11 protein-coding genes are annotated in these 12,062 nt (G+C 61.0%); 5 read left to right on the forward strand and 6 right to left on the reverse strand.

Annotated elements, in window-relative coordinates; all coding sequences use genetic code 11:
• Nucleotides 1-19 precede the first annotated feature (19 nt).
• Nucleotides 20-250, forward strand: a complete 231-nt coding sequence (locus FHR82_RS48085; protein ID WP_184814567.1) for a helix-turn-helix domain-containing protein — start codon at nucleotides 20-22, stop codon at nucleotides 248-250.
• Nucleotides 251-1,678 (forward strand): tyrosine-type recombinase/integrase, encoded by a 1,428-nt coding sequence (locus FHR82_RS33365; RefSeq protein WP_184814568.1) that lies wholly within the window; start codon nucleotides 251-253, stop codon nucleotides 1,676-1,678. It abuts the gene before it with no gap.
• 94 nt (nucleotides 1,679-1,772) lie between these two features.
• On the opposite strand, the gene FHR82_RS33370 is transcribed toward FHR82_RS33365, so the two are convergent.
• Nucleotides 1,773-2,537: a hypothetical protein gene (locus FHR82_RS33370; protein WP_184814569.1), complete on the reverse strand. Its 765-nt coding sequence runs from the start codon at nucleotides 2,535-2,537 to the stop codon at nucleotides 1,773-1,775.
• Between the two features lie 227 nt (nucleotides 2,538-2,764).
• Here FHR82_RS33370 and FHR82_RS33375 point away from each other — a divergent pair, with 227 nt between their 5' ends.
• A complete protein-coding gene (locus tag FHR82_RS33375; protein ID WP_184814570.1) occupies nucleotides 2,765-3,625 on the forward strand; it encodes a DUF3846 domain-containing protein in 861 nt (286 codons plus the stop codon).
• A 657-nt stretch (nucleotides 3,626-4,282) separates the two neighbouring features.
• Here FHR82_RS33375 and FHR82_RS33380 read toward each other — a convergent pair.
• A complete protein-coding gene (locus FHR82_RS33380) occupies nucleotides 4,283-5,272 on the reverse strand; it encodes a hypothetical protein (RefSeq protein WP_184814571.1) in 990 nt (329 codons plus the stop codon).
• A gap of 478 nt (nucleotides 5,273-5,750) precedes the next feature.
• Nucleotides 5,751-6,005, reverse strand: coding sequence for a hypothetical protein (locus FHR82_RS33385; RefSeq protein WP_184814572.1), 255 nt, complete (start codon nucleotides 6,003-6,005; stop codon nucleotides 5,751-5,753).
• A 291-nt stretch (nucleotides 6,006-6,296) separates the two neighbouring features.
• On the opposite strand from FHR82_RS33385, the gene FHR82_RS47710 reads away from it, so the two are divergent.
• Both FHR82_RS47710 and FHR82_RS33395 read left to right on the forward strand, forming a co-directional pair.
• Nucleotides 6,297-8,648, forward strand: a complete 2,352-nt coding sequence (locus FHR82_RS47710) for an McrB family protein (RefSeq protein WP_184814573.1) — start codon at nucleotides 6,297-6,299, stop codon at nucleotides 8,646-8,648.
• The gene (locus FHR82_RS33395) at nucleotides 8,632-9,873 is read left to right on the forward strand and encodes an McrC family protein (RefSeq protein WP_184814574.1); all 1,242 of its coding nucleotides are present in this window, start codon (nucleotides 8,632-8,634) and stop codon (nucleotides 9,871-9,873) included. The genes FHR82_RS47710 and FHR82_RS33395 overlap by 17 nt, the downstream gene beginning before the upstream one ends.
• On the opposite strand, the gene FHR82_RS33400 is transcribed toward FHR82_RS33395, so the two are convergent.
• The 3 genes from FHR82_RS33400 to FHR82_RS33410 form a co-directional block, all read right to left on the reverse strand.
• Complete coding sequence (locus tag FHR82_RS33400) at nucleotides 9,847-10,236, reverse strand: hypothetical protein (RefSeq protein ID WP_184814575.1); 390 nt, start codon at nucleotides 10,234-10,236, stop codon at nucleotides 9,847-9,849. The genes FHR82_RS33395 and FHR82_RS33400 overlap by 27 nt on opposite strands.
• Nucleotides 10,237-10,309: 73 nt before the next feature.
• Nucleotides 10,310-10,516 carry a M48 metallopeptidase family protein gene (locus FHR82_RS33405; protein WP_184814576.1) on the reverse strand — a complete coding sequence of 69 codons (207 nt, stop codon included), beginning with the start codon at nucleotides 10,514-10,516 and terminating at the stop codon, nucleotides 10,310-10,312.
• A gap of 42 nt (nucleotides 10,517-10,558) precedes the next feature.
• A complete protein-coding gene (locus FHR82_RS33410; RefSeq protein WP_184814577.1) occupies nucleotides 10,559-11,824 on the reverse strand; it encodes an AlbA family DNA-binding domain-containing protein in 1,266 nt (421 codons plus the stop codon).
• Nucleotides 11,825-12,062: the final 238 nt, after the last annotated feature.

The raw sequence follows: 12,062 nt of genomic DNA on the forward strand, positions 1-12,062 counted from the left end.
GTATAACAGAAAGGAAGGAATGCATTTGAAGCAAGCAAATATCCCACCAGTCGAGTCGACAAACAAGCCGGATGACTCCGAGCTGTTGACAGTCGACGAAGCTTGCCAGAAGCTGCGCATCAGCCGATGGTCGTTCTACCAGTTAGTGAACCGACGCGAGCTGGTGACCATTCAGGTTGGCCGACGCCGACTTGTCCCCAAAGCTGCCATAACGGCGTTCATTGAGCGACGCCTGGAGGCCACTGCCTAAATGGCTCGCCGTCGCAGCAACGGCGAGGGCTCGATCTACCGTCGCAAGGACGGGCGGTGGGAAGGGGCAGTTTATGTCCTGACGACGGGCGGCATCAAGAAGCGGGTCAGCTACTACGGACGCACTCGCAACGAGGTACAGCGCAAGCTGCGGGACGCCCAACATCAGGCAGATCAAGGCGTTCCGTTTCCTGAGCGCAACTGGCGACTCGATGACTACCTCGACTACTGGCTTGAGCATGTCGTCCGCCCCAACCTGCGACCAGCCACCTACGCCCGCTATGCCGTGACCGTCCGGCTCTATCTCAAGCCCGGCCTCGGCACACGGATGCTGACACAGCTGACGGTCCCGATCGTGCAGACCTACCTGAACGCTCAGCACCAGGCTGGCAGCTCGGTCCGCAACCTCTACATCATCCGCGAGACCCTCAGCTCGGCCCTGACCTGCGCCATGCGCGAAGAACTGCTAACCCGGAACGTCGCCCGGCTCGTCAGGCTGCCCACTTACTACCGGCCGAAGATTCAGCCTTGGACTCCGGACGAGGCGGCTCGCTTCTTGACCGGCGCCCGCACCGACCCACTGTTCCCCGCTTTCCTGGTCATGGTCATCTATGGCCTGCGAGTCGGCGAAGCCCTCGGCCTGCGCTGGGGTGATGTCGATGAGGCTGCTGGCGTCATCCGTGTCCGCCAGCAGCTACAACGCGTGCTCGGCAATCTTCGTCAAGCGCCCGTCAAGACCGAGTCTGGCCAACGCGACCTGCCCCTGCTCGACGTGGTGCAACGCGTCCTGGCGCGCCACCGGACAACCGCAGCCGGTCACTGCAGCCCGGATGACCTCGTGTTCACCACCAGCACCGGCCGACCGATCGAACCGCGGAACCTGACCCGGTCCTTCAAGCGGCTCTGCCAGCAGCACCAGGTGCGCGTCACTCGCGTGCACGACATCCGTCACGCCACGGCGACAATGCTGAAAAACTTCGGTGTGCCAGTTCGCGATGCCCAGCTCATCCTTGGCCACTCCAACGTCTCGACCACTCAGGAGGTCTACCAGCACGCCGATGTTGCTGGTCAACGCCGGTCACTGCGTCGTGTGGAGTCAGTCTTCGCCCGCGCCTTGCAGCCAAACGAAAATGACGGCGACGCTGGGGAGCGTTGCCGTCAAGATCGCGTACTTAGCCGTCAAATTCGAGCGTCAAGTCTATGGTCTAAATTGAGATTACCTCTGATAAGTATGGAGCCGACAGAGGGATTCGAACCCACGACCCACGGTTTACAAAGCGCCCTGGAAGATGGAAGGCGCTCGTTTGCAACGCGCGCTCAATCTGTTCGACTGTACGCTAAGGCACGTATGTCCTTGTGGCTATTGGGTGTCGCTGCCGTCAGTTTAGCCGTCAAATCGGAACATGACCAACGGCTTCCGAGTACGTGAGGATTTCCGCCGACTACCCCCATTATCCATGGTTGCACGAGATAGTCAATATTTGTACCCGACAGAGTCCGCAGTTGATATCGACTCATTCTTGTTATACAACAAGGGTTCCATTCGGCCACACCCGCTCATCAAACCAGTTGGCAAACTCCTGAGCCACCTCCGGCTGATCCTCGAATACGAGGCCGGCCATGAGCCCATGAGCACCTCGCATCGATGGAAACGCGATGTGCACGTGCTTCTGGTCGATAATCAAGATGTCAAAACCGAGTGGCGTCTCTTGGCCGATAGCTTTGAGGGTTACCAACTCGCTCAGGCCGGCAGTCGCGTAAGCATCTAGCTTTTCAGCCGTGTTTCGCTTCAGCGACGCAATGTCAAAGTTGTCTTTATTGAAGACGATTACGGCATCAAACCGTGCAGGAGCGCCCGCCTCATTCAGTTCCCGGAGTCGTCGCGCAACAGTTTGACTAAACGACATCGGAGCCTTATTGGGCTCACCAACAATAACAGAACGTATCCGCCGCGTGGTCGAATTCACAAGCCTCGTGCCATCAGCGTATATCGCCGACGCGCCATCGAGTCGTCTTACCGGCGATGATTGAGAAAGGCGCTGCTCGATACTTTCCAGATTATGTGCCACTTGCCGCAACGATTCAGTTTGTCGCCACCTAACTGCCAGATACTCCACACCGAGGCTCGTGGCGATCAGCGCGAGGATAAGCAGCGCAACATCGTCCGGAGACTTGTTGAAGACCGCTCGATAGTTGACACCGAATAGATCCATAATAGATATGGCGATACCGATTAGGCCAACTAGAAGGATCATTGCGGCCGCGATAATTGCGGGTATGCGCCTCATACAGTTATCGCCTTCCAGAGACCCTAGCCCTAGTCCATGTGTTCAACGTGCCGCCGCCTTAAAGTCGTCGCTTGCGCGCGATTCGTTACTAGCTGGCTTGCCACAAAACAATAAGTGACCTCTCCATCTGAACCAGACCGCACGCCTCTGCAGGGGCCACCGGCCTGGTTCGGATACAGGGCCGCCAACCAGGCATCAGCTAGAAGGCCCTTGGAAGCGAGCGGCACGTGATCACTGCCATCGTCATCCCAGTTGAACTGGATCAGCCGATCCGACAGCAGCAACTCAACCAGCACGACCTCGACGCCTACCGGCAGCTCGTCGGTGGCCACCTCGAACTGGTGCACTTCGTCCGACCGCCAGCCGGCATGTACATCAACGACGAGGGCAAGCTCGACGGGCTGCCCCTCAACCATCGCGCCACGGCACTCCTGTGGGCGCACAACAGCGCCTTCCGGAACCGTGACGTCATCGTGGGACCAGCCTTCGTTGTCGGGCCTGCCGACCGCCGTGGCGATGACACCTCCGCCCCGACCGACCTGGTCGAACTGCTGTTCAGCACCGAGCGCTACCGCGCCCAGGTGCAGACTGGCGACTCCAGCAACTGGTACGGCAACGAGCTGGTCTTCACCGACTGGCTCGCGGCCTACCAGTACGTACTCGACCTGGCCGACCGCTGGACCTTGGTTCAGGAGGTTCGAATCATCCCGAAGCCGGATGATGCAATGCTCGACCAGTGGTACGAGATCGGCCGCGGGAACTTGTGGATCAGGCACGCCGACGATCCGCCGTTCACCATGGCCAGCTTCTCCGGCTGCCAGTCCATCGACGAGCTGGAGGAGCGCCTCGGCTACACCAACTGGTCACTGGGCACAGCGTTCTACTACCGCAACCTGTGCTTCATCAACCAGGTTGATGGTGGCGATGAGTGGCTGGCGATCAAGACGTTCTGGGATGACGGCAGGCCGAACAGCCTCGCCTTCGAGAGCATCACGTTCGCCCGATACATCGAGGAAGGCAGGCTCAAGGACCTGATCGAACGGCTCTTGAAGGCCAGTAAGGAAGACTGCCGGCGGTTGACGTACTGACCGCTCGCTCACGTACCCGCCGTCATTGAGCATTGCTCGGGCGGCGGGTACAAGTGACACAGCAAGGTCCTGATCTTTCAGGCTCGTCGCTTTGCTGCGTGCACGGCCGCGTAAGTTATCGAGCTACCTGGGACCCCTGGGTAATGACAAATGCGCGCACCTACGGCCATCCTTGTCGCCCTGAACATGCTTGCAATTAAGCGCGCGCCGCGTTATATATAGATATATGAGCACTTACACATTCACTAAGATTGAACACAATAGTAACACAAAGCAAGTCTTGAACGACGGGATGGTTTCACTGTCGAAGACGGGAAGAATTGGCCTTGGAAGACGTTTTGTCGAACAGCATGGCGTGAGCACCGACTCTCGCGCCGACCTGTACTGGGACGACAAAATAATTTGCAGCCGACATGCAATCGCAGTTAACACGGGTAAGGGGATTGATCGATACGTTTCCACGAAGCGCAGGAGTGCGCACGAGCAACCCTGCCACGTCCGCGACGCGCAGACCAGGCGTTGCGCTTCCCCTGGCTCAGTTCCGCCAGAAGGCCTTCAGGGCTAACACGCCCCTGGCTGCCAACCTCCCGGCGATCAACATCGAGTACGAAACCAACCAACCCTGACCCACCGATTACATCCTCTACACCGACAGACCTAGCTCTCTCGGCCACGTTGGATGATCGTCTGCATGGCCCCGACCAGGCTAGCCGCAGCGGTCCCCAGCAGGATTGCCACGACGAACAGGCCGTTCCGGGAGGCGTCTTCGGCCGACTGGTCGAAGATCGCATAGGTGACTGGCCTCAACTCGTTCGTCGCTGTCCAGTGTGGCCGCCCGAGGATTGCCGACGGTGGGGATGCGCTGGTCAACGTGAGCATCGGACCTAGTCCACCGCCATCGAACTCGATCTCTACATGTGCGGGTTGTCGCGGTGGACTCTTGAGGACTTCGGTCAGGGCGGCATGGAGCTTGACGTCCAGTCGTGAGGGCTCCGGTGTGGAGAAGCGAGGCAAGGAGACAACGATTCGAGATGCGGAAGCAGCGACCCACGGCTTCTGGGTTCTCCCGAAGAATCCACTCACTGCGTCGTCTTCCGCCCCTGAAGCTCCCGTCACAATCTGATGTTTCGGCGTGTCTATGAGATGCACATCGGACAACGAAGGGTCCAAACGAGCTGAGCCGGTCAACACGATGGCCCACCGAATAGAGGGTGCGCCCTCCAAAGGAGTGATGTGCGAGAGGAAGGTCGTTCCCGCTGCTCCCTGTCGCTCAAGGGTGGCATATCTGGCGTCGGTCCCCGACTGCCAGCGCAACGGCACGGTGGGATCCGAAACGTACAGAGCCGCTTTGCCCGTGATCGGCGGCGAGACCATGGAGGCGGTGATTAGGTTCAGCCCGGTCAACGAGGAGGCGCAGAGGACGGCGGCAGCCAACGTCAACGCAACCGGCTCGATGCAGCGGTTGCTCGACCATGTCGCGGTGAGCCAACCGCCGACTGCTATCACCGAGATGCCGATCGTGATGCGCAGAAGCCAGGAGACGATGTCGAACAAGTCGAACAGGTATCCGACAGCACCGAGTCCGCCCATCCACGCGTCCGTGAGAAGTAACAACGCGGCACCTCCGACAAGGACGAACAGCGTCATTGCCAGCAACCCGCTACGTCTGGACGGGCCCCGCAAACCGACCGCGGAAAGACCGACCGCTAGCAGGCCGAAGCATCCCGATGCCATCAGGTCGCTCGAGGTCAGCATGGACGCGCCCAGCGCCAAGACACCTGCGAGCAGGAGAACGGTCGTGATCCATGCAGAGCGCGTCGGTGACTTCGGTGACTCAGCCGGTTCGAGAGGGTCAGGGGCGATAGGTGGCGGCGAGGGCGTAGGTCGTTGATCGGCTCTCAACAACCTTGACGCCGCGGCGGCTCCCAGGAGCAGCAAGCCGCACAGTAGACGGACCCAACGACGATCACCAGCCACGCCCCTACTCATCGTGGCCAGCAACGACAACGCTACGCCGGGCAGCGAACAAATGGTCACGTGCGGACCGGTCTGCCGTCCTCGACCACGAACGACGCATACATCGATCTCAAGACGTCCGGCGGCTTGCGCTGCGTCGAGCGCTTGATCAAACAGCGATAATAGCCACCAGTGACACGACGACGGCAATCGTCGCGACGACCATGTTCCACAGCGCCAGCCGGTTCGACGACTTCGCCAAGGCGTGCACCTCAGCAGCTGATCTCTCCATCGCTCGCCGTAGGATCTCGTCCCGATAGAACGACAAGCCAACAGCCACATGCTCGGCGACCTGGTCGTACAGAAGCACCAGCTCCTCATCAGTCATCTGCATGGCGGTGTGCCACTTCGGAGCCATCGTCATGCCCCGACAGTCGCCAACCAGAGGTGATGCGTGACAGCCCGTCGCGGCACGGCCACCATGATCTGGACAACACGACGTCCGCCCACGGCTTCAGACATACGACGAGATCTGGGCTGCCTCCCCACTCGTGGTGCAGCACACCGCCAGTTCGACACCATCGGTCGAGGGCACCAGGTGAAACGTGTGGCGCGTGCATTCGATAGATCACCTGGACCCAGCACGGTTCACGTAACTATCAGTAGCCAGATCGACAAGAATTGTTACCAACGAATGTGAGGCATCGCAGTGGTCGTGACGAGGCGTCAACAGGCCGATCCTGCGATCTACGAGGCTGTCGACCTGTACCGCCGTGCCATCACAGTCGGCTCGTCAGTGTTCGATGACAGCAAGTCGGTGTGGGTACCTGCCGTCTTCACCGAGCTGGATGAACGTTTCGTTCAGCAGCCCGACCAGGGCACGCGGTCCTTCATGCAGAAGCTCGAAGACCAACTGCGCGACGCGAGCGATGATGCGGTGCAGCTGATGGCGGAGCTGATGGCGCTGCATCTCCTGGTGCCGCTCAACATCACGACGGGCAAGAAGCGCGAGCTTGTGCAAACGGTCCTGTCGTTGGGTAGTCGAGACATCTTCGTGCCGGGCGTGATTGAGACGGCTTTCGAGCACGGCTTCGTGCGACCAGGTCCTCATTACCTCATGCGGCGTGACCTTCAGCTTTGGTGCTTGATCAACTTCGGCGCGGTGCTGACACGGCTACGAGACCACGACCGCCAACATGTGCTCGGTGAGCCAGATGCCTTCAAACGCCTGGTGAGATCTGTCGAGCCCACGTCGGCCTACACCCAACGCAACGCCCTGTTGCACATGTTTCACCCCGATACATTCGAAGCCATCGTGTCACGGGATCACAAGGCGCTGATCACGAAGACTTGGCAAGACCTGGTTCTGGAGCCGACCGACGATGTCGATGAGCAGCTGTCACAGATCCGCGAGGCGCTCACCCAGCGGTACTGGCCGGAGTTCGACTTCTACGACGAGCAGATCGTCGGCACCTGGCGCGGCCGGGGCAAGGTCTGGAGCACGTGGACGACCTGGGCTCAGCGCATCGCCCAGGCTGTGCCAGACCTCGACGAAGACGAGCGTCAGTACAAGCTGGACGCGGCCAAGCAGATGCACTATCTCGCGAACTCTAACCAGTTCGATGCTCAGACGTGGCTCAGGCAGTTGCAGCAAGCCTTGGGCCAGACTGACAACCTGGTGGCCTGGCGAACTCAGCAGTCGTTCATGCGTTGGGCAGCAGAACAGCCAGCCCATTCTCGCAACGCGCTTGCGGAGCTGTGGGACGAGAACAGCGAGCTGACCACTCGCATCGACCGGTTCTTCGAGCAGGTTCCACCGACCGTGCTGAACCGGGCCGGCACCGGCCTCAGCCTGGTCAGCGTGCTGCTGATGGCGACGGACCCGATGACCTATCCACCCTACGCTGCGACGGCTTACCAGAAGGCATTCGACCTGACCGACACGGTGTTCCCGGACGGCACGAGTGAACCATCACGTGTCTACACGCAGGTGCTCGACTGGTTGGACACGTTCGTCGAGGAAGCGGCCGCCCGCAATCTCGAGCTACGTGACCGGCTGGATGCCCAATCGCTGCTGTGGCGGATGGTCAAAGGCGAACCGCCAGCCTCGTGGTCACCGGCGAGGCGGGCAGAATTCCTGCGCTGGCGAGGCGACAAACTGACCGAAAATGACGCTCCGGTGCCGACCTTGGCCGACGAACTGCACCTGCCCACCGACTTCGTCCAGGAGCTAGAGGCTCTGTGGGCTGACAAGAAGCAACTGATCCTCCACGGCCCGCCCGGCACCGGCAAGACTTACCTGGCCCAGAAGCTGGCTCAGCACATCGCCGGCCAGGACGGCACCGTAGAACTGGTGCAGTTCCATCCGTCCTATGCCTACGAAGACTTTGTGCAGGGACACCGGCCGAACAAGGACGGCAGCGGCTTCGTCCTACGCAGCGGCCCGTTGCTCGACATTGCCGAGACTGCCAGGCAGAACCCCGACGCCACCCACGTCCTGGTGATCGACGAGATCAATCGCGGCAACATCGCCACCCTGTTCGGCGAGCTGTACTTCCTCCTCGAGTACCGGAACAAGCGGATGCGGTTGCAGTACGCCGACGAGCCGTTCCAGCTGCCCGACAATCTGTGGGTCATCGGCACCATGAACACTGCCGACCGCTCCGTCGCCCTGATCGACGCCGCACTCCGCAGGCGCTTCTACTTCGTCGAACTCTCACCCGACCGCGCCCCCGTCGACCAGCTGCTGTCCCGCTGGTTGAAGGCCCGGTGTCCGCAGATGAGCTGGGTGGCCGAGCTGGTCGCAGAGGCCAACCGACAGCTCGCGCCGTTTGGTCGCCTGATCGGCCCCAGCTACTTCCTCCGCGAGGACCTCGATGAGGCATGGCTCGCGCGCATTTGGAAGCACAGCGTGCTGCCATACCTCAGCGAAGTGATGGAGCCAACCGAGCTGGCTCAGTTTGAGCTGTCATCCCTCCAGCCCGGGCGCACAGCTACGACCGGAACTGAGGCGGAAGATAACCCAGACGACGACTTGACGGAGCCGTCCGATGCCGCGGGTGATTGAGCTCCGCGAATATGAACCAGTCATCGTCGATGACCTGAGCGTCGAGCAGATCCAGCTGCTGCGGGCGGCCCTGCCGTCGCTTCAGGCCGACTACGGTGGCTCCGATCGCTGGACGCTCAGGGCCGGACATCACGTCGGCTACCTGCGAGCTGGCGACCTGCAAGTACACGTCGAGCCGAAGATCAGCATCTGGAACCTGCTCTACCTGTTGCTCGACAGTGCCGACCTGCCATGGCGCGCTGACCCGGTGGAAGCCGCCACGCAGCCGCGGCTGGTTGACGCCTTTGCCCAGCTTTTTGCTCGCGCAGTCCGGCAGGCCATCCGCTCCGGCGTCCTCCAGGGGTACCGGCGACGAGAAGCGGCCCTTCGAGTGGTGCGTGGGCAGTGGCTGGTCAACCAGCAGCTCCGGCGGCACTTCCATCAACTGGTGCCCGTTGAGGTTGCTTATAGCGAGTACACCGAGAACATCCCAGAGAACCAGCTCATCGTCACCGCCAGTCAGCTACTCCGGCGGACCACCAGCTCCCTGCATGTCCGCCGTGTGGTGCAGCAGGCGCTGGCACCCTTCGCGGAGCAGATCGAGCCGTTGCCGCGGTGGCAGTGGTCTGAGCAGCCGACCATCGACTGGACACCGCTGAACCGTCACTACCGCATGGCCGTCGAGCTGGCCCGCATCGTCCTGACCCACGCCGCGACCAGCCACCAGGCCGGCTCCGTGAGCACGAGCGGGCTGGTCATCAACATCAACGACGTGTTCGAGCAGTTCGTGCGGCAAAACCTTCGTCGGGCACTGGCTGGTCCCGGAAGCGGGATTACGAAGTGCACTCCTCGGGACGGCCTGCGACTCGACGCCGCTCGTCGAGTCGTACTAGAGCCTGACATCCTGTGGCGCAGTCGTGGCGCCTTGCAGCTGGTCGCCGACGCCAAGTACAAGCGACTCACTTCCGCGGGACACCGCCACGCCGACCTGTATCAGATGCACGCCTACTGCACTGCCAGCAAGGTGCGCGGCGGCTTACTCATCTATGGCGAGGGCGAAACCGCGCCGCGCCGTCACCAGATCCCAGGAAGCGATACGACCATCTCAGTCAGCTCGGTCAACCTCGGCGTTGGTCCCGACGACATCCAGGGCAGCATCGCGGCTGTGGCAGCCGAAGCTCGGTATCTGGCGAGTCTCGGCGATCAGCGAGCGGCGTCTCTACTTCTCGCGAAGCCGGAACATTGACGTGTCGTAACCAGCACTGATCAGGCTGTTAGAGATGACGCGCCCGTCGGGATGGCGGAAGGTCATGACCGTCATGGCAGCGCTCGAGAGCTGCGCACCCTCCACGAAGTACGTCTCGTCTCGCTTGATCCGCTGCGACAGCTCACGAGCGAGGAACTGTGCGAGGCTCTGGCGCTGGCCAATCCCTTCCCCGCCCACCTCGAGTTCGGGCGCCACCGACGGGTCGATTCGACGGACCTTGATCGCTAACTGATATGCCGTGATGTAGGGAAGACCAAGGTGCTCACGCCCCGGCTCGGCGTAGGTGACCTCTCCGAGAGCTCGGCGGACCGCGTTCTCAGTATCTGCAGTCCACACTGGCACGGCTCGCTCCCATGTGCTCTATGGCCTTGATGTCTTCAATTGCCTGGCACTCACGGTGACAGTACCGTCCGCTTCAGTCAGACCACTCCTCTGCGGCGCGCGGTGCATCGTTCAGCTCATCGCGACGGGAGCGCCAGTCAGGCAGGTAGTGATCCATCAACTCGACGAAACGAGGGCCGTAGCCCCGCTCGTGGAAGTGCACCAACTCGTGGACGACGTTGGACCTGACGACCACTGCGGCGATGACACCTCTGCCCAGAACGACCTGGTCGACCTGCATGGCCGAAGTCGTCCAATCGAGGCGCTCGTCGGCTGCGTCGGTTCACGGAGCAGGCGCTGGCTCCGGATCATGAAGAGCATCACCAAAGCGTCTATCAGTTGCTAGCGCCCGCAGTAGCCGTCCGAGCAGCGCATTTGTGATCCGCCCAGGCGCCTGTATCAGATCTGCGAAGTTTGCCACAGTCACACGCTTGTACACGTCCTCTTGATAAGTCGGCCCGTCCCAGAACCCTTTCCTGCTCTCATATGACTGCAGTCCTTTTATCCCAGTCGCGCCGATACCCAAACCCCATGCACCCAGGTAACCGGCGCGATCCGCCACGGACGCCACCACACCGAGCAGTTGCCTGAGTAACACAATCGCAGCGGAATCAAACAGACTGTGGATCTCGTCGCCACCACTGTAGTATCTATCAGAAAACCGGCCACAAAATATCCGGATCTGACCATCTTCACTAACTTCCAGTTCAATCGCTCGTTGCTCGCGCAACTCTTTCTCATCGACTGCCGCACCGCTGCGCAACCCGTAGGTAGCTAGGGCCGCTCCGTGTGAACGTCGCTGCTGACTGGACGCAGAGTCCAAATCTGGCGAGAACCCGTATTTCCCACCTAACGTCCGCGCAGCCTTCACACCCTCGTCGCGGAGCGCGATTAAGCGCTGCTGCCAATTATCCCCGCTGACGAAGTCAAGGAGCATCTCGTCTCTTCCCGGTAATGGCTCAGCCACTAGGAACAGGTGTGCATTCTTCCTCGTCGCTGCCGGAATGGGATCCCGTGCAATCTCGACGTCGAGCAACTCAAGGACGTCTGCCTCGGTCGTCCGACGTCGTTCGTGCAGCCGTCGAACCTCCGCATCGGAGAGGTTCATCTTGGTCTTGTCGCCGCGGCCCAGGTAGCGATGGTCAACCATATGAGGCGACTGCCCGCTGGGCGGGACGGTGACGACAAGGTACCCAGTCGTCGGCTCATCAGCACATGGGATTGCCTGAGAGACAACTGCTAACGGTGGATCGGGGATCGAGCGCGCGACTTGCTCAACACGTTCGGGCAGGCCCGACAGCGGCTGGGGTGCCAAAGCCAGCTTCCCATCGACTTCCTCGATACCGACGAGTAGCACGCCGCCATCGACGGCGAACGAGCTGAGATCACGTGCCAGCTCCCGATTGGCAGACCGGCCAGTCTCAATCTCGCGCTTCAGATCAAGCCAATGGTTCTCCTCGAGGAGCCTACCGTCGATCGCGGCCTTCAGGTCATCCTCAGTCTCTGGTACCCACCTGGGCACATCCGGAGATAGGTAAACAGCCACCACGAGTCGCCACGCCCCTACTCCCCAACGAGCCAACGAGCCAACGAGCCAACGAGCCAACGAGCCAACGAGCCAACACATGCTCCCCCTAGAAGGAACATCACTGCACCAGTCGTCAGGCGACGGAAACCTGTTACGCGTGTCTTCTCACTGCCTGCTCAGATGGCTATCTCCGCTGTTCACACCTTGACGTCCACCAGTTGATCAGCCACCGGGCCGCGTTACAGCGCACATCGCCGTC

The sequence above is a fragment of the Actinophytocola algeriensis genome (assembly GCF_014203735.1).
GTDB classification, from domain to species: Bacteria; Actinomycetota; Actinomycetes; order Mycobacteriales; family Pseudonocardiaceae; genus Actinophytocola; species Actinophytocola algeriensis.

Excerpts from the sequence above, each read along its gene's own strand:
- FHR82_RS33365 (WP_184814568.1), top strand. The coding sequence starts at position 251 with ATGGCTCGCCGTCGCAGCAACGGCGAGGGCTCGATCTACCGTCGCAAG.
- FHR82_RS33370 (WP_184814569.1), bottom strand. The coding sequence starts at position 2,537 with ATGAGGCGCATACCCGCAATTATCGCGGCCGCAATGATCCTTCTAGTT.
- FHR82_RS33395 (WP_184814574.1), top strand. The coding sequence starts at position 8,632 with ATGCCGCGGGTGATTGAGCTCCGCGAATATGAACCAGTCATCGTCGAT.
- FHR82_RS33380 (WP_184814571.1), bottom strand. The coding sequence starts at position 5,272 with ATGACGCTGTTCGTCCTTGTCGGAGGTGCCGCGTTGTTACTTCTCACG.
- FHR82_RS48085 (WP_184814567.1), top strand. The coding sequence starts at position 20 with ATGCATTTGAAGCAAGCAAATATCCCACCAGTCGAGTCGACAAACAAG.
- FHR82_RS33405 (WP_184814576.1), bottom strand. The coding sequence starts at position 10,516 with ATGCAGGTCGACCAGGTCGTTCTGGGCAGAGGTGTCATCGCCGCAGTG.
- FHR82_RS33385 (WP_184814572.1), bottom strand. The coding sequence starts at position 6,005 with ATGACGATGGCTCCGAAGTGGCACACCGCCATGCAGATGACTGATGAG.